Source organism: Collinsella phocaeensis, from assembly GCF_900119895.1.
GTDB lineage: Bacteria > Actinomycetota > Coriobacteriia > Coriobacteriales > Coriobacteriaceae > Collinsella > Collinsella phocaeensis.
This window is the reverse complement of the sequence record NZ_FQLR01000004.1, coordinates 129,100-149,066: the sequence shown is the minus strand read 5'-3', so window position 1 is coordinate 149,066 and position 19,967 is coordinate 129,100. Positions and strand designations below refer to the sequence as shown.

General features: G+C 68.2%; 14 protein-coding genes, 3 tRNA genes and 1 other RNA gene. 5 read left to right on the top strand and 13 right to left on the bottom strand.

All coding sequences use genetic code 11. The features are described 5' to 3' along the window. Positions 1-4 precede the first annotated feature (4 nt). The 7 genes from rpsR to BQ7355_RS02740 all read right to left on the bottom strand — a co-directional run bounded on the left by rpsR (position 5) and on the right by BQ7355_RS02740 (position 4,081). On the bottom strand, positions 5-271 hold the full coding sequence (gene rpsR / locus BQ7355_RS02770) for a 30S ribosomal protein S18 (protein ID WP_072414832.1): 267 nt from the start codon (positions 269-271) through the stop codon (positions 5-7). A 101-nt stretch (positions 272-372) separates the two neighbouring features. Beyond that, positions 373-846, bottom strand: a complete 474-nt coding sequence (locus BQ7355_RS02765) for a single-stranded DNA-binding protein (RefSeq protein WP_072414831.1) — start codon at positions 844-846, stop codon at positions 373-375. A gap of 66 nt (positions 847-912) precedes the next feature. Further along, positions 913-1,206, bottom strand: coding sequence for a 30S ribosomal protein S6 (rpsF, locus tag BQ7355_RS02760; RefSeq protein WP_072414830.1), 294 nt, complete (start codon positions 1,204-1,206; stop codon positions 913-915). Between the two features lie 447 nt (positions 1,207-1,653). Next, positions 1,654-2,796, bottom strand: a complete 1,143-nt coding sequence (locus BQ7355_RS02755; protein ID WP_072414829.1) for a DUF4013 domain-containing protein — start codon at positions 2,794-2,796, stop codon at positions 1,654-1,656. A 298-nt stretch (positions 2,797-3,094) separates the two neighbouring features. Beyond that, a tRNA-Ser gene (locus BQ7355_RS02750) sits at positions 3,095-3,187 on the bottom strand. Positions 3,188-3,237: 50 nt separating this feature from the next. Further along, positions 3,238-3,328, bottom strand: a tRNA-Ser gene (locus tag BQ7355_RS02745). 168 nt (positions 3,329-3,496) lie between these two features. After that, positions 3,497-4,081: a TetR/AcrR family transcriptional regulator gene (locus tag BQ7355_RS02740; RefSeq protein WP_072414828.1), complete on the bottom strand. Its 585-nt coding sequence runs from the start codon at positions 4,079-4,081 to the stop codon at positions 3,497-3,499. Between the two features lie 506 nt (positions 4,082-4,587). Between BQ7355_RS02740 and BQ7355_RS02735 the strand changes: the two genes are divergently transcribed. Next, positions 4,588-5,139 carry a LemA family protein gene (locus BQ7355_RS02735; protein WP_072414827.1) on the top strand — a complete coding sequence of 184 codons (552 nt, stop codon included), beginning with the start codon at positions 4,588-4,590 and terminating at the stop codon, positions 5,137-5,139. Positions 5,140-5,330: 191 nt separating this feature from the next. On the opposite strand, the gene BQ7355_RS02730 is transcribed toward BQ7355_RS02735, so the two are convergent. After that, entirely contained in the window at positions 5,331-6,143 is an 813-nt protein-coding gene (locus BQ7355_RS02730; protein ID WP_072414826.1) for a DeoR/GlpR family DNA-binding transcription regulator, read from the bottom strand. A 197-nt stretch (positions 6,144-6,340) separates the two neighbouring features. Here BQ7355_RS02730 and BQ7355_RS02725 point away from each other — a divergent pair, with 197 nt between their 5' ends. Beyond that, positions 6,341-8,401 (top strand): acyltransferase family protein, encoded by a 2,061-nt coding sequence (locus BQ7355_RS02725; RefSeq protein WP_083581498.1) that lies wholly within the window; start codon positions 6,341-6,343, stop codon positions 8,399-8,401. Between the two features lie 100 nt (positions 8,402-8,501). Here the strand turns inward: BQ7355_RS02725 and BQ7355_RS02720 are convergent, their stop codons facing one another. Both BQ7355_RS02720 and BQ7355_RS02715 read right to left on the bottom strand, forming a co-directional pair. After that, the gene (locus BQ7355_RS02720) at positions 8,502-10,370 is read right to left on the bottom strand and encodes an ABC transporter ATP-binding protein (protein ID WP_072414825.1); all 1,869 of its coding nucleotides are present in this window, start codon (positions 10,368-10,370) and stop codon (positions 8,502-8,504) included. Further along, positions 10,363-12,219 (bottom strand): ABC transporter ATP-binding protein, encoded by a 1,857-nt coding sequence (locus BQ7355_RS02715; protein WP_072414824.1) that lies wholly within the window; start codon positions 12,217-12,219, stop codon positions 10,363-10,365. Before BQ7355_RS02715 ends, BQ7355_RS02720 begins: the two co-directional genes overlap by 8 nt. 399 nt (positions 12,220-12,618) lie before the next feature. On the opposite strand from BQ7355_RS02715, the gene BQ7355_RS02710 reads away from it, so the two are divergent. Beyond that, entirely contained in the window at positions 12,619-13,722 is a 1,104-nt protein-coding gene (locus tag BQ7355_RS02710; RefSeq protein ID WP_072414622.1) for an IS110 family RNA-guided transposase, read from the top strand. 325 nt (positions 13,723-14,047) lie between these two features. Here the strand turns inward: BQ7355_RS02710 and ffs are convergent. Both ffs and BQ7355_RS02700 read right to left on the bottom strand, forming a co-directional pair. Beyond that, positions 14,048-14,143, bottom strand: an RNA gene (gene ffs, locus BQ7355_RS02705) — signal recognition particle sRNA small type. Positions 14,144-14,275: 132 nt separating this feature from the next. Next, on the bottom strand, positions 14,276-16,057 hold the full coding sequence (locus BQ7355_RS02700; protein WP_072414823.1) for a glycerate kinase: 1,782 nt from the start codon (positions 16,055-16,057) through the stop codon (positions 14,276-14,278). Positions 16,058-16,111: 54 nt separating this feature from the next. On the opposite strand from BQ7355_RS02700, the gene BQ7355_RS02695 reads away from it, so the two are divergent. Further along, positions 16,112-16,201 (top strand) — tRNA-Ser (locus BQ7355_RS02695). A 363-nt stretch (positions 16,202-16,564) separates the two neighbouring features. Then, a complete protein-coding gene (locus tag BQ7355_RS02690) occupies positions 16,565-17,881 on the top strand; it encodes a putative ABC transporter permease (protein WP_240307296.1) in 1,317 nt (438 codons plus the stop codon). A gap of 195 nt (positions 17,882-18,076) precedes the next feature. Here the strand turns inward: BQ7355_RS02690 and BQ7355_RS09315 are convergent, their stop codons facing one another. After that, the gene (locus BQ7355_RS09315) at positions 18,077-19,906 is read right to left on the bottom strand and encodes a class B sortase (RefSeq protein ID WP_420806546.1); all 1,830 of its coding nucleotides are present in this window, start codon (positions 19,904-19,906) and stop codon (positions 18,077-18,079) included. Positions 19,907-19,967 lie beyond the last annotated feature (61 nt).

Sequence of the window (19,967 nt, the reverse complement as noted above, 5' to 3'; positions counted from 1 at the left end):
AAACCTAGCCGCGGTCGCGGTTGCCGCGGGAAGAGACCACGGGCACAGCGTACGGCAGGAGAGCCATCTCGCGAGCGCGCTTGATGGCGTTCGCGATGTCGTGCTGATGCTGCGTGCAAGCGCCAGTGACGCGACGGGGCTTGATCTTGCCGCGGTCGGTCATGTACTTACGGAGAAGCTGAGTATCCTTGTAGTCGATATACTCGGTGTTCTCCTTGCAGAACTGGCAGTACTTACGACGCGGCTGACGTGCAGAATAATCATTAGCCATGTCAAAATACCTTTCGTTTGGCGCGCGCAGCCCACATGTTCCGCGAGCGCCGCTCACTTACGTTTGGCGAGTCACGCCGTTACCAAGATTCCCGAAGGACCTTAGAACGGAATGTCATCATCGTAGACGTCGACCGCCGGGGGCGCCTGCACGGGTGCAGGAGCCGCCTGCGGAACGGGCGCGGCGTAACCGCCGCCATAGGAGCCACCGCCGGCATTGCCGTAGTCGCCCTGACCGCCCTGGCCGCCGCCGCGGCTCATGAACTCGATCTCATCGACGATGACCTCGAGCTTGCTGCGGCGCTGGCCGTCGCGCTCCCAGGAGCTGTAGCGCAGCTTCCCTTCGATCGCGACCTTCGACCCCTTCGAGAGATAGCGGCTCACGGCTTCGGCACGCGTCCCGAACATCGTGCAGTCCACGAAGTTGGGGTAATCCTCCCACTCACCGGTCTGCGGGTTGCGGCGACGGTCGTTGACCGCGACGCCGAACGAGAGCACCTGGGTGCCGCTCGCGGTGGCGCGCAGCTCGGGGTCGCGGGTGAGATTACCGGAGATGTTGACTCGGTTGATGCTCATGCTTTCACTACCTCTCATGCGCGGATGCCGGCGACGGCGCCGGCGATCCATCTTCCAAAGCGATGCTTACTCCTGGTCGTCGCGACGGACGATCATGTGACGAACCACGGCATCGGTGATGCGCAGGACGCGATCGAGCTCGGCGATCTGAGCAGGGTCTGCATGGAAGTTGATGAGGGTGTAATCACCTTCGGTGAGCTTGTTGATCTCGTAGGCGAGCTTGCGCTTGCCCCACTCGTCAACGTTGTCGACCTTACCGTTACCCTCGGCGATCGTGGTATCGATACGCTTCATCACGGCGAGACGAGTCTCGGGATCGAGAGCGGGGTCAACAAAGAACAGCAGTTCATAGGCCTTCATTTGGTCACCTCCTCTGGGCATAAGGCTTCGGGTCGTGAAGGTGCGCCCGAAGCAGGAAAGGACTAGGATACTTTAGACCAACCGGCCTCTGCCCTCAACTAACCGCAGGTACAACCTCATGACCTCCACACAATCAGGGAGCCGGTCGCAGCCCCGACCGCGTCGCGCCCCCTCAGCATCGCATGGCGCCCGGACGTTTTTCTCCCATTCCCCCAACCGCTCGGGAAACAGTCCCGACACGCATCGAACGCCACGCAAAACGCCCCCGCCCGACGAGGTCGCGAACGAGCGAGCTTGCGCGTGGGCTTCACGTATCTGGTCCGCATCCGCACGTGAACCTCATCCGCTTTTCACAACTGTGCCCCGGCGGACCGTCCCGCCGGGGCGCCTGCATCCGATTTCGCATCGTCCCGCCGACACGTCGCCGGCAGATCGGTTGACACGGAACTACGCGTCCCGTCCCTGATTCGCCTCCGCACGGACAGCATCCTCGGGCTGCCCCGCATCGGGCTGCGAAGGGTCCGCGCCATCCGCCTCACAGGCGTCCGGAGCGGCATCTTCCCGAGCCTGCCCGCACGTCACCGGGGCTTCCTGGACCGGCACGGCATGCATCGGGACATCCTGTTCCTGGTCCTGCGCCTGCCGCGCCGGTTCGCCCTGTGCCTGCTCCGCACCGACCGCATCGGATTCCTCCGGTCGACGGGGTGTCGAGGAGGAGGCGTCGCCCATCGCTGCGGGAACCCCGTCCGGAAGCGGGGCGGACGAGACGCCCCAGCGATCGACGCTGAACCGACAGAACCACTGGCCCATCGCGTTGACCGCGAGGAGCTGCATGACGGTCGCGATAACGGAACCCACGAAGAGCAGGGCGATCGCGCAGACGACGGCCACCATGATTATCCCCGGAGCCGTCCCGAGCACCATGCGCTCCACGCCCCGGTCGAACGCGAACCCGATGCCGACCGCCCCGAAAGCCATCACCGCCGTTCCGATGAGCGAGACGAGCGCGGAATAGGCCCAATTGATGAATCCGCCGATCAGGGAGACCGCGTAGACGTGCGCGAAGCCGCCGGGGTCGCGCGCGACCATCTGGCAGATCCGGTCAACACGCCAGGCGGCACCGAACGAATCGTAGATCGTGGCGCGCAGCATGGCCGCCATGATGAAGGCCTCGAGCACGAGGCCGATCACCAGCACGCCCAGGCTTCCAAGCGCCCCGACACCGCTCATGATCCCGGTGTAGAGCATGGCCAGAAGCCCGGAGCCCATCGGCAGCGCGAACGCCGTCGCCCACGAGCCGAACAGAGCCGCGCCCACGATAGTGGCCGCGGCGCTCATGAGCACCGAGATGATAAACGCGACGCAGCCGGTGCGCATGACCTTGCCGACATCCACGCCGCGCTGCTTGGGCGCGGCGTCGACGCCCCAAGCGGTCAAGCGCGCCCACTCGAGCGCGTATCCGAAGATCGCCATCTGCCCGACGACGGGGATCCATCCCACGATCGTAAGGACGAGCATCGGTTTGATCCACCCTTTGTCACGGGTCAGCATCTTCCACGAAGATGCGAAGCCAAGCTGCTGTGCGTACATCGTCACTCCTTCGGTTTCACATGCCCTGAGTGTATCCGCATGGAGCCGCAGCCAACCAGGCAGCCACGGGATTAAGCGACCTTTAAGCGTTTCCCTCGCCCCTGCGCTGCCCCCGCCTCAACGTAGGGACTGTCCCTACATTGAGACGGCCCGGGGCGAAGGGCCTCGGATTGGGGTGGGCGCCATCCCGAGGTCGCGCGGCATCAAAGCGCGGCCGCCTCCGCGCCCTTCCGGGTTCGAATCCGGGCACGGGGCACAAAAAAGCGAGCCGCTCGGGCTCGCTGCGCTCAATCGATGATGGCGGAGGAGGAGGGATTCGAACCCTCGTACCCGGGAACACCGGGTAAACGGTTTTCGAGACCGCCGCATTCAACCACTCTGCCACTCCTCCGCATGGAGTGAAACATGGCGCGTCCAAAGGGCGCGCCATGAAGAAGATGCTGGCGGAGAGTCGGGGATTTGAACCCCGGAGACGCTTTTGGCGCCTACACGATTTCCAATCGTGCTCCTTCGGCCGCTCGGACAACTCTCCGTGTAATGCAGGGGAAATTGTACCCTAACGAGACATGAGTGCAAGCGAAAAATTTCCCCGATTTGAGATTTTTCGTGCCCTTGGAACGAAACCGCTGGCCAGAGATGCCGTACGAGAATCGAACGGCGCGCAACCTCCTTGCTCGCCCGCCGCCCAGGCTCCCGCCCGCTATCGCTCCGCAGCGGGCTCCGCGAGCGTCCGCGCGACGAGCTTCACGGACGCCTCGACGAAGCGGTCCTCGCTCTCGCCGCGGCCCTCGGACTCCCACCACATCTGCAGCAGGCGGATGATGCCGCCCGCAGCGAACTCGCATGCCGCGAGGAATTCCTCCGACTCGGGGTCTTCTGCCTGCGAGGCGTAGCGCTCGCGCAGGACCTCCGCCGCCTTCTCGCAGATCACGATCGTCATCGCGCCCACCATGGAGCTCGCGAAGATGTTGTCCATCGCCGCCTCGTGCTTCAGCAGGTAGTCGGCGAGCTGGTGGAACACCGCGGCATGCTTGTCGAGACCGCCGACGCCCCCCATCTTCTCGGCGCCCTCGTCGCCGATCCTCATCAGCTCGAAGCGCATGTTGTCGGCGAAGAAGACGAAGAACTCCGCTTTGTCGGCGAAATGCTTGTAGAACGTGGTCCGTCGGATCATGGCGCGCTCGCACAGCATCGCAACCGTGATCTGCTCGTACGGCCGCTCCTCGAGCAGCTCGCCGAACGCGGTGATCAGCGCCTTGTAGGTCTTTTCGATGCGAAGGTCCATCGGTCGCCCCTTTTCCTATATTTACACCGTCTCGTTACACGGCAGTTAAGTTACATCTATCGTTTATCACACATCTGATAACAATAGCATCTTCACAGCGCACCCCCTCGCCGACCGATGCGAAAGCGTCCGTCAGCGGATGATGAGCCGCGGCGCGCAGGCACCGACCGGCTGCATCGCCGACCGGCTGCAGGCAGGCTGCGACACGGGGGCGGCGGGCGGCGCGGGCGGCATCGGGGCGCACGGCGGCACCCACGGCGGGACCCTCGGCCGGCAAAGCCGGCCCAGAACTTGATCGCGCGCGGCAGCGGGCGCCAGCCAGGCCGCGCGGCCAACCCCGACAACATCGACGGTCGAGCTCGGCGTGCTCTCGGCGGGCCCCGGCCGACATCGCGCGCCCCCCCAACTCGACGACTCCAGCCAGCTTCAACCGGGTATACTTCATCTATCTGCACCGCGGCCACGCCGCATCGAACCCACGGGGACTCCCCGGGAACGGAGCTTCAATGATCCCGGCCATCATCGGCATCGTCGTTGTCGTCGCCATCGCCATCGCGATCGCCGGCATCTACAACAACATGGTCACGCTGCGCAACCGCATCGACAACGCGTGGCAGAACATCGACACCCAGCTGCAGCGCCGCAACGACATGATCCCCAACCTGGTGGAGACCGTGAAGGGCTACGCCGCGCACGAGAAGGAGACGCTCGACGCGGTCGTCTCCGCCCGCAACGCGGCCGCATCCGCCACCACCCCCGACGCGAAGATGGACGCCGACAACCTTCTCACCGGCGCGCTCCGCCAGCTCTTCGCCGTCGCCGAGGCCTATCCCGACCTCAAGGCGAACGCGAACTTCTCGCAGCTCCAGACTTCGCTCGAGGACACCGAGAACAAGATCTCCTACGCGCGCCAGAGCTACAACGACTGCGTCCTCAACTACAACAACGCCATCCAGACCTTCCCCGGCAACATCTTCGCCGGCATCTTCCAGTTCAAGGAGCGCACGGGCTTCGAGGCGGCCGAGGCCGCGCGCGAGGTCCCGCAGGTCAAGTTCTAGCCGGACCGCCCGCTCCGGGATCCCGTCGCAGCATCAGCGCACAGAAGAGGCGCCGCGGCCCATGGTCGCGGCGCCTCCTTGCATCTCGCGCGCGACGCCACCGGTTCGGGCGGCGGAGAAGGACCCGTCGCATCCGCGCGGGAACCGATGGGCCCGAGGGTCTCGAAGCGATAGGTACGCTGGCCACGGCCCTATTCGGCACCGGTCACGATAAGGCGCACATACCGCTCGGATTCCGTCACGGCGTCGGAAAGCACGCCCTCGGGGTCGTAGTCGGTCACGACGATATCGAAGTCATCGATTCCCGCGAACCGCACGAGCCCGGGATCGCGCACCTTGCTCGCATCCATGAGCATGATCCGCTCGCGGGCATGGCTCAGCATGTGCGACTTCACGCTCGCGTTCCCCACGTGGTCCGTGGTGAAACCGCCCTCGGGGCTGAACGAGTCGGTCGCGAGAAAGGCGCGATCGACGAACAGGCTGTCCATGACGCCGGTGGTGATGTCGCCCGTCGCATACCGATGGTTTTTGCGCAGCATGCCGCCGAGCAGCAGAATCTGCGCACGGGGCAGGTTGGAATCGGCGAACGAGGCGATGGAGAGGTCGCTCGTCACGATGGTGAGGTCGTTCTTGTCGTTGAGGAGCTGCACGAACTCGAAGGTCGTCGTTCCCGTGTCCACGAGCAGCGTATCGCCATCGGACACAAGGGACGCCGCGCACTCCGCCACCGCCCGCTTGGCCTCGACGTTGACGTTCATGCGGCGGTCGGGACAGGAGACCGTCACCGCGCGGGCGATGGGAACCGCGCCGCCGTGCGTGCGCCGCAGCTTGCCGCTCTTCTCGAGCTTGTCGAGGTCGTTGCGCGCGGTCACCTCCGAGACGCCGAAGCGCTCGCAGATATCGGACACCTGCAGCGAGGCGCGGCGCATGACCTCCTCGACGATCAGCGCGCGGCGCTCGTCAACCGAGACCTTGCGGTCGCCTGTATCCGGGGACCTCCACATACCAACCTCCCTGCCGATGGCGGGCGCGCCGCGCACGGGCGCGGACGCGCGGCTAGCGGCCGCGTTCCGACGGCCGCACATCACCCATATGAGTATATAGCAGGCCCGATGCAGCCCTGGGCGCGCACCCGGCAAGACGGCTACAATGCAGAATATCTCTGCCACAGACCCAGCGTCCCCGATTGGACCCATCCCATATGACTCACGACGGAACCGAACAGCATCGGCACCCGGCGCCCGAGCAGCCCCTCCACTCCCCATCGCGCCACAGCGAGGGGGCCGGGCAGGCGACCGCTGCCGCGCGCCCCAAACCGCGCTACATCCCCGCGCTCGACGGCATCCGCGCGCTCGCCGTCATCGCGGTCGTGCTCTACCACCTCAACGTGACCTGGGCGCAGGGCGGACTGCAGGGCGTCACGGTGTTCTTCGTGCTCTCCGGCTACCTGATCACCCATCTGATGCTCGTCGAGCACGACGGCACGGGACGCATCGACCTCAAGGACTTCTGGGTAAGGCGCCTGCGCCGGCTCATGCCCGCGATCGTCGCGGTCATCGTCGTCACCGCCGCGCTGTGCACCCTGTTCAACCACGTGATGCTCACCAAGATGCGCGGCGACATACTCCCGTCTCTGCTGTTCTTCAACAACTGGTGGCAGATCCTGCGCGACGTGAGCTACTTCAACGCCCTGGGCGACCCGTCTCCCCTCACGCACTTCTGGTCGCTCGCCATCGAGGAGCAGTTCTACCTCATCTGGCCCCTCGCCCTCGTCGTCGCCTTCAGGCTCGGCTGCCGGAAGCGCGCAGTGCGCCGCGGCGTGCTCGTCGTGGCGGCCGCGAGCGCCCTGGCGATGAGCGTGCTGTACGACCCCGCCGCCGACCCGAGCCGCGTCTACTACGGCACCGACACCCGCATCTTCTCCCTGCTGCTCGGCGCCTGGCTCGCCTTCGTGCCCGAGCGCGCCCGGAAGCGCGTCGACGGCGCGGTGCCCGGCGGGCACGGGCTCGACATCGTGGGGCTCGCGAGCCTCGCGGGCCTCTGCCTCATCATGGTGCTCACCAACGGCTACACCGCCTTCCAGTACCGCGGGGGCACCCTGCTCGCATCGCTGTTCGCCTGCGGCCTCATCGCCGCGTGCCTGCGCGACGGCAGCCCGCTCGCCCGGCTCTTCTCCGCGAAGCCCCTGGTCTGGCTCGGCAAGCGCTCATACGGCATCTACCTGTGGCACTACCCGCTGCTGCTGCTCATGAACCCCGTCTCCGACATCACGGTGAAGCCGTGGTGGATCCATCTGCTGCAGATCGCTGTCGTCGTGGGCGCGGCGGAGCTCTCGTACCGCTTCATCGAGACGCCCTTCCGCCGCGGCGCGGCAGGAGCCCTCATCGCGCGCGTCAAGGCAGGGGATTTCAGGCCCGAGACCCTGCGTGCGCGCAAGCCCGGCGCCAGGGCTATCGCCCTAGCCTCCGCCGTCGCCGTCATCTGCCTTACCGCCGCGGCCGGCCTCGTCTTCGTGCCCAAGACCGACGCCATGTCCGAGGAGGGCGCCGCCCTGCTCAACGGCGACGAGGGGCAGGGCGAAGCGGGCGACGAGGCGGGTGCGCAGAGCGCCGGGACGCCCTCCGGGCAAGAAGACGGCGCCTGGCCGGCGGGCTCGTACGACATCGTCTGGATCGGCGACTCGGTATCCGTCCGCGCCGAGCAGGCGTTCGCGCAGGCCTTCCCCCACGGCCTCATCGACGCCAAGGTGAGCCGCCAGTTCTCGACGGGCATCGACATCTACCGCGACCTCGTGGACCGCGGCCTGGCGGGCGGCATCCTCGTGTTCGCCCTGGGCACGAACGGCCCCATGAGCGACGAGCAGATCGACGAGCTCATGGGCATCGCGGGCACCGAGCGGACCGTGGTCTTCATCACCACGCGCAGCCCGCGCCAATGGGTGGGACCCACGAACGACACGCTCAAGCGCGCAGCCGAGCGCTACGACAACGTGCGCGTCGTCGACTGGTTCGGCTACAGCGAGGGCCGCGGCGAGCTGTTCGACGGAGACGGCACGCACCTCACCGCCGATGCCGCGACCACCTACGTGGGCCTGGTGGAAGACGCGGTGTCCGACGTGCTGCCCATCCACCTCGACGACGCCGGCGCCCAGCAGCAGCTGCACGACGCGCTCCAGGCGCACGGCGAGTCGATTCGGAACACCCTGGCCTCATCGCTCGGCCCCTCCTTCACCGGGCCGTTGCCCGAGAAGCCCCAGGACTAGCCTGTCCGCGGCTGAGACATGCGAGGCGCCCCCCGCTCCGCGGCCAACGGCCGCACCGAGCGGGGGCGCCTCATGCCGTCACCGACGGATGCCGGCCGAATCAGGCGAATTGCGAGCGGTAGAGCGCGGCGTACGCACCGTCCGCGGCGAGCAGCTCTTCGTGGCGGCCGCGCTCGACGATGCGCCCGTCGCGCATGACCAGGATGCAGTCCGCGTCGCGCACCGTGGAGAGGCGATGCGCCACCACGAAGCTCGTCCTGTCGCGCATGAGCTCGTCGAAGGCGGCCTGGACCTGCAGCTCAGTGCGCGTGTCGATGCTCGAGGTCGCCTCGTCCAGCAACAGCACCGCCGGGTCGGTGAGCATGACGCGCGCGATGCACAGCAGCTGGCGCTGTCCCTGGGACAGCGAGCCCCCGCCCTCGGGCAGCACCGTGTCGTAGCCCTGCGGCAGCGCGCGGATGAACGCGTCCGCGCGTGCGCGGCGCGCGGCCTCCTCGACCTGCGCGCGGGTCGCCTCCGGCCTGCCGTACGCGATGTTGTCGTGGACCGTCCCCTCGAACAGCCAGCTCTCCTGCAACACCATGCCGAACGAGCGACGCAGGCTCGCGCGGGCGTACTCCCCGACCGGGCGGCCGTCGACGCGCAGCACGCCGGCGTCGACGTCGTAGAACCTCAGCAGCAGGTTGATGAGGGTGGTCTTGCCGCACCCCGTCGGGCCCACGAGCGCTACGCGCGCGCCGGGCTCCGCCTCGATGCAGATGTCGCGCAGCAGCGGGCGGTGCGCGACGTAGGAGAAGTCGACGTGCTCGAAGGCCACCGCGCCCCGCGGGTCGGCGAGCTCCGGGGCACCGGGGGCGTCCGGGGCGACCTCGGACGCATCGAGCAGGGCGAACACGCGGCGCGCCGAGGCGAATGCGGTCTGGATCTGCGCGATCACGCCCGTCACCTCGTTGAACGGCTTGGTGTACTGGTTGGCATAGGAGAGGAACACCTGCACCTCGCCCACGGTGAGCCGCGCCGGGAACCCGGTTATCACCCCGAGGCATCCCAGGACCGCCACGACGGCGTAGATGATGTTGTTGATGAAGCGCGTCCCCGGATTGGACAGCGAGCTCAGGAACTGAGCGCGCTCGCCGACCGCGTAGAGCTCGGCGTTCAGGGCGTCGAACCCCGCACGCGAGCGCTCGCCGTACGCGCAGGCCGCAACGAGGCGCTGGACGCCCACGTACTCCTCGATGTAGGCTCCCAGGCCGCCCTGGATGCGCTGCTGCTCGGTGAAGCTCCTGTTGGAGCACTTGGCGATCGCCGTGGCGGCGAACACCGAGAGCGGCGTGACAAGCACCACGACAAGAGCCATGGGGGCGCTCGTGGCGAGCATGAACCCCAGCGTCCCCACGATGGTCACCACGCCGGAGAAGAGCTGGGTGAGACCCTGCAGCAGGCCGTCTCCCACCTGGTCCACATCGTTGACCACACGGGAGATGAGGTCTCCGTGCGCATGCCCGTCGATCACCGAGACCGGGACCCGCGAGAGCTTGGCGCTCGCCGCCAGGCGCAGGTCGCGCGCCGTCTCGCAGGCAAGGCGGTTGACGCAGTAGCCCTGCAGCCACTGCGTCACCGCCGCCGCGACGACCACAGCCGCGAGCATGGCGAGCACGCCCGCCAGGGCATCGAAATCCACCTCGCCAGGACCCAGGATGCAGTCGATGCCGCGCCCGATGAGAATCGGCACGTAGAGCTGCAGGCATATCGAGGCGACGGATGCGGCAAACGATACGACCAGCGATATGCGGTGCGGGCCGACATAGCCCAGAAGGCGGCGAACCACCTGCCGCGCGCCCATGCGCGGGACGCGGGAGTCGCGACTGGACCCCTCGGGCCCTCCGCCGAAATCGTTCAGGCTGTCGTTTCCAGACACCGATGCGGCGACCGTTGCGACCGAACCGGTGGAAGCATACGGATTAGGCATCGCGGCACTCATCCCCTTCCGTTGCGCAGCACCCAGGTCGACGGGGCTCCGCGGCGGGCGCGCCCGCGCCGACGGCGGCCATCTCGGCCTCGCTCAGCTGGGACGCGCAGATCTCGCGGTACAGGCCGCACCCCTCCATCAGCTGCGCGTGCGGCCCCAGGCCCACGGCGCGTCCGTGCGACATGACGCAGATCCGGTCCGCATCCCGCACGCTCGACACGCGCTGACTCACGATCACGCACGTCAGAGGCAGGCCCGAGCGCGTCGTGGCCGCGCGCGCAAGCCCGCGGACGGCCGCGCGCAGGGCGGCGTCGGTCTTGAAGTCGAGCGCGGAGGACGAGTCGTCCAGGATCAGCACCTCGGGCGCGCCCACGAGCGCTCGCGCGATCGTCAGGCGCTGGCGCTGTCCGCCGGAGAAGTTCGCGCCGCCCGCCTCGACGTGCGCATCGAGACCGTCGGGAAGCGCACGCACGAACTCGCCGGCCTGCGCCGCCTCGAGTGCGCTCCAAAGCTCGGCGTCATCCGCCTCGACGTCCCTCCACAGCAGGTTGGAGCGAATCGTCCCGCTCACCAGCTCCGCCTTCTGCGGAACGATGCTCACGGCACGACGGAGCTGGTCCAAGGGCCAGGAGCGGACATCGACGCCCATGACCTCGACCGCGCCCGCCGTCGCATCGTACAGACGGGGAAGCAGCGAGACGAGCGTGGATTTACCCGAACCGGTACCGCCGATGACGCCGAGCGTCCCGCCGCAGCGAAGCTCGAGCGAGACGTCCTCGACCGCCGGGGCGGCGGCGTCGGGGTACGAGAACGTCGCCCCGTCGAGCCGCAGGGCCAGCGCCTCGTCAGCCCCGGCCGCGACGGCGGACAAATCCACCGGCGCGGTCGCCTCGTCCGCGATGCCGGGCACGCACCGCAGCACCTCGTTCACGCGGGCGGCGGACGCCGAGGCCCGCGTGAACACCACCACCAGGTTGGCCACGTAGACGATCGAGAGCAGCGTCTGCGTCATGTAGTTGACGAAGGCCACCACCTGGCCCTGCGTGAACCCGCCCGCGTCGACTCGCACGCCGCCGCGCCATAGGATCGCGCAGACCGCGAGATTCATCACCAGGAAGGTCACCGGGTTGAGCGTGCTCGACAGGCGGCCGGCGGCGATGGCCGTCGCGGCCTGCTCGCGGGCGGCCTCGGCGAAACGCTCGCGCTCGTGCTCCTCCCGTACGAAGGCGCGCACCACGCGGACGCCGGACAGGCCTTCGCGCGTGATCAGGCCGATGCGGTCGAGCTTTTGCTGCATCTGCCGGAAATAGGGGACGCACCGCGCCATGACGAACCAGAACACGAAACCGATGAGCGGCGTCGCCTCCAAGAAGATCACCCCCAGCTCGACATCGATGAGCAGCGCGGCGACCATGGAGCCCACCGCCAGGAACGGCCAGCGGATGAGCTGGCGGATACCGAGCGCGATGGCAAGCTGGACCTGGTTGACGTCGTTGGTGATGCGCGTGATGAGCGATGGGGTGCCGAAGCGGTCGAGCTCGGCGTAGGACAACTCGTTGACGTGCTCGAACAGCGCGCCGCGGATGGCCGTGCCCATGCCCTGAGAGGCGAGCGCCGCCATCTTCTGGCAGACGAGCGTGAAGCAGATGCCCACCACCGCCATGCCGGCGAGCAGGACACCGTAGCGGAGCAGCGCGTCGACGTCGCGCGCGGCCACGGCGGCGTCGATCATGCGCGCGATGACCAGGGGCGTGAGCAAATCGAAGAGCACCTCGATCAGCTTGCAGGCAGGCCCGACGACGATCTGGAACAAATAGGGTCCGGCGAATCGCCTGAACAGTTGAAACATAGATATCCCCGCGACTCATAGCGCATGCGCATCAAAGTAACGTCCCGCATTGTACTCCGGGTCGTCGTCTGCGCGAAGGAGGACGGGGAGATGTGACGGCGGCCTTGCGCGCGCGTTACGAACGCGTGATGCGCGGGCGGCGGCCGGCGAGGCGCCCTGTGCACCGGGGGCGCGGGCGGAAGCGCATGTCCCATCGAGAGCGCCAATCGAGGGCGCGGCCGTTCCGCGCATTCCGATCGGGGCGGCCGCACGTACGGGGCGCTCCGGGCTCGACCGGCATGAGACGATATGAGTTGAACATTGGGAGCCCCTCCCCTTGTAGCTCTATCGTGGGTCGGGCGACAATGGTCGTAACGCCAACCGTGGCCGCGCGCCACATGCGACGGAGAGGGGCCCGCCATGTTCGATTATGTCACAGCCATCGGTCTCGACGTCCACGCGAGGAGCATCTCCGCATGCGCCTTCGACCCCATGACCGGCGAGGTGGTCCGGGCCAGGTTCGGCTACGACCCGGCGTCGGTCGCCGAGTGGGTCCTGGGGTTCGAGTCGCCCAAGGCGGTGTACGAGAGCGGCCCGACCGGCTTCCACCTGTGCCGCGCCCTGCGCGCCCTCGGCCCCGACTGCGCCGTGGGCGCCGTCTCCAAGATGCACCGGCCCGCGGCCGACCGGGGCCGCAAGAACGACCGGCGCGACGCCGAGTGGCTGGCCAGGCTCCTCGCCTGCCGCAACGTCGTCGAGGTGTGGGTGCCCGATGACCGCACCGAGGCCGCCCGGGACCTCTCCCGCGCGCTCGAGGACGCCCGCGACGACCTGCAGCGCGCCAGGCAGCGCATGTCCAAGTTCCTGCTCAGGCACGGCCTGGTGTTCGACGAGACGACGCCGGCCGGGCGCCGCAGGTCGAACTGGACCGAGGCGTACTGGAGGTGGGCGAGGTCGATCGAGTTCGGCGAGGCCGACGACGCGGCCGCCTACGGGCACTACATGGACGCCGTGGAGCGCTGCGCCGAGGCCAAGAGGGAGCTCGAGCGCAAGGTGGAGGAGGCCGCCGCGCGCCCCGGGTGGGCGCCTGTCGTCGACGCGCTCTGCCTGGTGAAGGGCATCGACGTCGCGAGTGCCTTCCTGCTCGCCGCCGAGGCCGGCGACTTCTCGAGGTTCCCGACCGCGCCGTCGTTCGCCTCGTGGTGCGGCCTGGCCCCCCCGGAGCGCTCGAGCGGCGAGACGGAGTCGCGCGGCGGGATCACCCGCGCGGGGAACTCCCACGTGCGGCGCGCGCTGGTCGAGGCGTCCTGGCACGTCCCGATGTCGACGAGGCGCCCCAAGAGGCCGAGGCCGGGCCACGGGGTCGAGCCCGCCGTGTCGAGGCACGCCGCGAAGTGCAACCGCCGCCTGCGGGACAGGCGCGCCGCCATGTCGGAGGCGGGCAAGAGGCCGTGCGTGGCGAACTGCGCGACGGCCCGCGAGATGGCCTGCTGGGTGTGGGCGATAGCGCTCATGGCCCGGTAGCTCCCGCGGTGAGATAGGAGTCCGACCCCGGGGCGCGCCGCGCTCGAGGCCGTTGGGAGGCCGTTCCAGTCCTTTTTCTGGGCGGCGGGAGACCGCCACGCCCGCCTCAAGACTGCGATCGAGCCGGAGGCCCCCAGCCGTAGCAACGAGATGCGGTTCCGACCCGCGGATATTAGAGTGCCGAACGTGCGTCGAGCAGACACGCCCTCAAGCGGCGCGGCCACCGGGTGAAGATAGATGGACCCTGCCCTCCGCGGTAGCTCCGCGGAGGGCAGGGCCTTTTTGCCACTTGACAATGTTCAACTCATATTAAAAAGCGCCCGTGCGCTCGATGGGAACGGGTGCCCGGCAGAGGCTCCTTATGGCTGCTTCCTCCCGGACCTGACCAGATTCGGAACATATCGTCACCCGAACCCATCGAACGCGCGCGGCGCGTCTTGCCATCCTATCACGCCCTCAGCCGCACGACAAGACGCCCGCATGAACGACGGAGACGGGCAGGCGACCGGCGAGCGGCAGAAGAAGAGACCGGGGTGCGGGGCGTGGACGGTTCTCAGCGCCCCAGCAGATAGGCGCGCGCGACCTCCTCGCCCGCGCAAACAAGGTTCGCCTCGACCTCCTTGGAGGAGAGGGCGTCCGCGAGCGACATGGGGCGGCGCGGTCCGGCGACGACCAGATCGACTCCGCGCGCATACACGGACTCGAGGCGTTCGGCACGCCCGCCGGCCACGGCGGCCACCGGCACGTGCGCGCGGTGCGCCCGGCGCGCCACGGCGATCGGCGCCTTGCCCGCCGCCGTCTGCTCATCCATGAACCCCTCGCCCGTCACCACCAGGTCCGCATCGGCGAGCTTCTCGTCGAAACCGATGAGATCGAGCACCGCCTCGGCACCCGACTCCAAGCGCGCGGACAGCGCGAGCAGGGCCGCGCCCACGCCCCCCGCCGCGCCCGCCCCGGGCACGCCGATAACCGAGCGGAACGCGCGGGGTCGCGACGCCTCCGATGCCGCCGCGCCGCCGTCCTCGCCAGACGCCGCTTCCAGCGCGGCGCGGGCGGCGTCGAGCAGCCTGCCGTAGCGAACCATCCACGCGTCCGCCTGCGCAAGCGCCCGCTCGCGCTCATCGGGGTCCATTCCCGCCCCGAGACCCTTCTGGGGCGCAAAGACGCGCACCGCGCCCCGTTTGCCCGCGAGGGGATTGTCCACGTCCGACAGCACCACGAGCTCGCAGCCGGACAGCAGTCCGAGCGCGGGCGCGAGGTCGATGGAGGCCAGGCGCTCGAGCCCGGCGAGGCCGGCAGGCACCTCCGAGCCGTCTTCGTCGAGCAGCCTCGCGCCGAGGGCCCGGAGCATACCGGCGCCGCCGTCGGTCGTGGCGCTGCCGCCGAGAGCGAAGCAGAGCCGGCGGGCGCCGCGCTCGACGGCGGCGCGCACGAGGCGCCCCACGCCGAACGTCGACGCCACCAAGGCGGCATCGTGGGTGCAGGGCGAGTGCCCGATGCCCGCCGCCTGCGCCAACTCGATGACCGCGGTGGCTACGCCGTCGACGTCCGCGAGCAGGTACCGTGCGGCGACCTCGTCCCCAAACGGACCCGGCACCGAGCACGTGCACGCCTCGCCCCCGAGCGACGAGGAGAGCGCGTCGAGCGTACCCTCGCCGCCGTCGGCGAACGGCAGGTGCACGATGCTCGCATCGGGACATGCCCGGCGAATACCCTCCGCGATCCAGCCCTCCGCCTGCACACTCGTCGCCGACCCTTTGAACGAGTCGACCGCGAGCAGCACGGAGGGGGCGGACGCAGCCGATGTTTCCCGTGGAACGGCGGGCGCCGACGGCACGTCCTCGGGCGCCGTCCGATCGCCCTCGAGCGCGCGGCGCCGGCGGACATCGCCGAAGAACTCGCGCAGCAGGGCGGCGCACTCGTCCCCCAGCACGCCGGGCGTGACCGCGAACGCGTGGTTGAGGCGCGCGTCCGCATGGAGCCTGAACAGCGACCCGGTCGCGCCGCCCTTGGGATCCGGCGCGCCGAACACGCACCGGTCGATGCGGGCGTTGACCATCAGCCCCGCGCACATGCAGCAAGGCTCCAGCGTCACGTACACGGTGCACCCCGTCAGGCGCCAACGGCCCAGCGTGCGCGCCGCCTCGCACATCGCCGTGAACTCGGCATGGGCGGAAGGGTCCTCGTTGCGCTCGCGCAGGTTGTGCGCGCGGGATACGATCTCCCCCTGGTAGACAACTACGGCACCGATGGGCACCTCGCCGAGCTCGGCGGCGGTGTGCGCCTCCTCCAGCGCGACGCGCATATAGCGCTCATCATGCTCCCGTGCCGTCACAATGCCCTCCCGTCTGCCCGTTACACATGATTCGATGCTATCATTACCTCTCACGGAGAGATGGCAGAGCGGTTGAATGCGGCGGTCTTGAAAACCGTTGGGCGCGCAAGCGTCCCGGGGGTTCGAATCCCCCTCTCTCCGCCAGGTTCTGTCGTGCAGCGAGTCCCTCGGGCTCGCTTTTTAGTGGAACGCGCATGGATTCGAACCCGCAAGGGCGCGGAGCTGAGGAAACGGCGGGGAACCTCAAAAAAGTGCCTGTCCCCAAATTGAGGCAAGGAATCGCGGGGAGGCCGGAAACGGTAGCACAAGTCGGAAAAACTACCGGGATCGGTGGAGTTTTGTCGACTTGTGCTACCGTTTGCACCCAGCGAGAGGGCAGTACACCCGATGGAGCGGCGCGCCTGCCGGGTGCGTAGCCGCAAGCGGTGGCGCGACCCGCTCAGCGACGCAACACCCATATGCGGTATAGTGTCTCAAATCTATCCTCGCAGGCGAAATGGGAGTTCATTGAGCACATCAGACACCGCGACCGTGCGCATCACCGCTGACGACAAGACCGGAAACAGGATCGATTACGACCTTCCGGGCAACGACCTCGATCCGGAGACCCCCACCCCGCTCCATAGCCGCGAGGTCCCCCTCTTCATGAAGGTCTACGGCGTCATCTGCCTGCTGGGCGGCGTCATCTCCTTGCCGCTGCTGGGCGCCTTCTTCGGCATCAGCGCCTACCTCATCTTCACCGACCCCGAAGCCGCCATCATCGGCACCAACCTCACCCTCACCGTGGCCGTCAACGCGATCGGCTTCGTCATCTCGTTCGTCTCGGCAGTCGGATCCATCATCTTCGGCTGGACCCTGCTTAAGAGCTATCGCCGCGATGCGGCCCGCTGGTCGTACGTCCTCATCTTTCTGAGCATCGCGCAGATCATCGTCGACGTGATGCTTCAGGGCTTCGGGCTGCACCTTATTCGCCCTTCCATCCAGCTCGCCATTCTCGCCGCCATCTCCATCTCGGTCGATCCGGCGCTCCGCGAGGAGCGCGAGCTCCAGCGCCGTCTGCGCGACCTCGAGGACCGCGAGGCGGCCGCCGAGGGCATGCTCGGCCGCGACCTCTCCGGGGAAGGCTACATCAAGCTCAACTTCTTCAACTTGTTCTGGGTCTTCATGGTGTGCTGCGTGCTCGGCCTCATCATCGAGGTGATCTTCCACATGGTGTGGGTCGACCCCGGCGTGTACCAGGACCGCGCGGGCCTGCTCTTCGGGCCCTTCTCCCCCATCTACGGCGTGGGCGCCGTGCTGCTCACCATCATCCTCAACCGCTTCTACCGTAAGAACTTCCTGTTCATCTTCCTGGTGAGCGCTTTTGTGGGAGGCGTGTTCGAAGCCAGCGTGAGCTGGTGGATGCAGACGTCGTTCGGCGCGATCGCCTGGAGCTACTCCTACGAGCTGCTGCCCGGCGTGCCCGACCCCATGGCGATCATCTTCGCGAGCCGCACCTCCACGCCCTTCATGATCATGTGGGGCATCTTGGGCGTCTTCTGGATCAAGCTGTGCCTGCCGCGCCTGCTCGCGCTCATCAACCTCATTCCCTGGAAGCTCCGCTACTCGCTCACCACGATCGCCGCGGCGCTCATGCTCGTCAACGCCTGCATGACCATCCAGGCGCTGGACTGCTGGTTCACCCGCTCGAGCGGCCTTGCGCCCACCTCGCCCGTGGAGCAGTTCTACGCCGACCACTTCGACAACGCGTACATGGCCCATCGCTTCCAGAGCATGAGCATCCATCCGGACGTCTCCAGCCGTATGGACCGCCCCGAGACCTAAGGCCGGCCGGAGCGCCCACTCAACGACACAGCCCGGTGCCGCGCCGTGCGGTGCCGGGCTTCTCTTTAGGCCCAAAGCGCCCGATGCCGTGCCGGGGAGGTGCGCCCCGGTGGCGACCGTCGTCATCTCAAAAGAGCGGGCCGTGCCAAAGGGTACGTCCCCTTTGGCACGGCCCGCCCCTCGATATAGCCGCGGCTACTGGCGGGCCGTGACCTCCTCGACCGTAAGCACCATGACGGCGCGCGTGGTGCGCGGGATGATCTCGCCGGCGCACGTCACGAGGCTCATCACCTGATCCGTATCCTCGATGCGCGCCGCGGCGTCGTCGGCTTGAGCCTTGGCGTGCGCGAGCATGTCCTCGAGATAGGCCCGGAGCGACTCGCCCTCACCGGTGAAGTTGGTCTTTCGGGCGTCCACATAGGTATCCTCGACCTGCGCCGTCATAAGCGGCCGCAGCTTGTATGTGGCGCTCGGGGTGATGTAGTACACGAAGGGGAACGCATCGAACGACGCCTGGTCAAGCGTGTTGTCCACGACCTTGAACATCTTGCCGTCGTTCATGTGGTGCCCGTACAGCGTGGTCTGCTGGTCCACCATGCCGGGGGCCGTGTCGTCCATATCCATGAAGATGGTCCCCGACCCGTTGCCCGAAAGATCGAACAGCTTGGTGAGGTACGTGGTGTTATCGTCCGTCTGCACGACGGGATAGTTGATCGGGGTCCCCGGGGCGTAGATCCATCCGACGATATCCGGGTTGATGGCCGCAAGGCCGTCGAAATCGACATCGGGCACGCCGTCTCCGCTGTCAGCCGAAACCGCGTACTGCTGCAGTCCGGCGTACGTGGATTCCGCCTGCTTGTAGCCGATCTGGGCCTTGATGAACAGGCCGCCCGCAACGAGCAGGAGCGCCACGCCCACGACGATCAGCACGATGGAGAGCGCACCGCCCTTCTTCTTGCGCGGAGGCTCCGGCGGCTGGAAGCCGGACGCGGAGCCGGACGGCACGGGCCCGCGCGGCGGAACGGCACCGGAGCCGGAAGCCGATGCGCAATATGCCCGCCCGGGCGCCGCTGCAGCCCGTGCGGCAACCGACGCCTGGACGGCGGGGGCGACAGACGCGCGGGGCACGGGAATGCGGCCCGTCGCGGCGGCATCGAAGGCCGCATCGGCCGGGTGCGCGGGAGCCGGGACGTCACGACCGGGCGCACCGAAGCCGGGTGCGGCGGGGCGCATGTTCGCGACGGAGCCGACAGGGACCGAGCGAGCAGGGTCCGGCGAGGCGGGCGCAGCGTTACGGACGGATTCTGGATGACGAGTCATGGCATAGGCAGCGCTGGACGCGGCGCTGTTCGCGAATCGAGGGGAGGCCCCGCCCGCAGCGACTGGGGCGGCGGTGGGGGCGGGAGAAACGGGGACGGCGCGCGACGGAGCCGGTGAGGCCGCCGTCCCACCCGCGGGATGGAGCCGTCCGGGCGTCGCATCCGGCATCGGCTTCACCGGCGCGGACGGAGCAGCGGGCGCTGCGGAAGCCGGCGCGAAGGAAGCGGGAGCGGACGGCACCGGCACGGCGGGGGCACATCCGGCGGCGATGAGAAACTGCGCCGTATCGAACGGGTTGGCGCTCGCCTGGCGCTCAATGCGCTCGCGCGCGGAAGAGCCGGCGGATCCGGGCGCCGCCCCCGCCTTCGACGGAGCGAAGCGGGCGCCGACGGGCCGCGGAACCCATGCGTTGTCGTCATCCGAGACCGCGGCGGGCGCGGGAGCGCGGCGCCCGCTCGCCGAAGCCTCCCCGGCAGCGCGCGCTCCGGGCCCATCGGCCACGGGAGCCGCGAAATGCGTCCCCGCCGACACCATGCGAACGCGGGGCGCCGGGACAGGGGTCGTCTGCGCGGTACGGCCAGGAGAGGAGAGCTCCGGGAACAGATCGGATTCCGTGCGGTCCGCAAAACTCGATGCGGCGCGCGGCGCCGGCGCGGGGCCGCGGCCCCCGACCAATCCCTCCCGATCGGAATGCAACATCGTCACGCCTCTCCCTCCGAGCCGTACCCGCTCATGCGTGCCAAAAGAATGCGGGCGCGCGGCTGAG

Excerpts from the sequence above, each read along its gene's own strand:
- rpsR (WP_072414832.1), bottom strand. The coding sequence starts at position 271 with ATGGCTAATGATTATTCTGCACGTCAGCCGCGTCGTAAGTACTGCCAG.
- BQ7355_RS02765 (WP_072414831.1), bottom strand. The coding sequence starts at position 846 with ATGAGCATCAACCGAGTCAACATCTCCGGTAATCTCACCCGCGACCCC.
- BQ7355_RS02720 (WP_072414825.1), bottom strand. The coding sequence starts at position 10,370 with ATGCCTAATCCGTATGCTTCCACCGGTTCGGTCGCAACGGTCGCCGCA.
- BQ7355_RS02710 (WP_072414622.1), top strand. The coding sequence starts at position 12,619 with ATGTTCGATTATGTCACAGCCATCGGTCTCGACGTCCACGCGAGGAGC.
- BQ7355_RS02740 (WP_072414828.1), bottom strand. The coding sequence starts at position 4,081 with ATGGACCTTCGCATCGAAAAGACCTACAAGGCGCTGATCACCGCGTTC.
- BQ7355_RS02715 (WP_072414824.1), bottom strand. The coding sequence starts at position 12,219 with ATGTTTCAACTGTTCAGGCGATTCGCCGGACCCTATTTGTTCCAGATC.
- BQ7355_RS02735 (WP_072414827.1), top strand. The coding sequence starts at position 4,588 with ATGATCCCGGCCATCATCGGCATCGTCGTTGTCGTCGCCATCGCCATC.
- rpsF (WP_072414830.1), bottom strand. The coding sequence starts at position 1,206 with ATGAAGGCCTATGAACTGCTGTTCTTTGTTGACCCCGCTCTCGATCCC.
- BQ7355_RS02755 (WP_072414829.1), bottom strand. The coding sequence starts at position 2,796 with ATGTACGCACAGCAGCTTGGCTTCGCATCTTCGTGGAAGATGCTGACC.
- BQ7355_RS02725 (WP_083581498.1), top strand. The coding sequence starts at position 6,341 with ATGACTCACGACGGAACCGAACAGCATCGGCACCCGGCGCCCGAGCAG.
- BQ7355_RS02730 (WP_072414826.1), bottom strand. The coding sequence starts at position 6,143 with ATGTGGAGGTCCCCGGATACAGGCGACCGCAAGGTCTCGGTTGACGAG.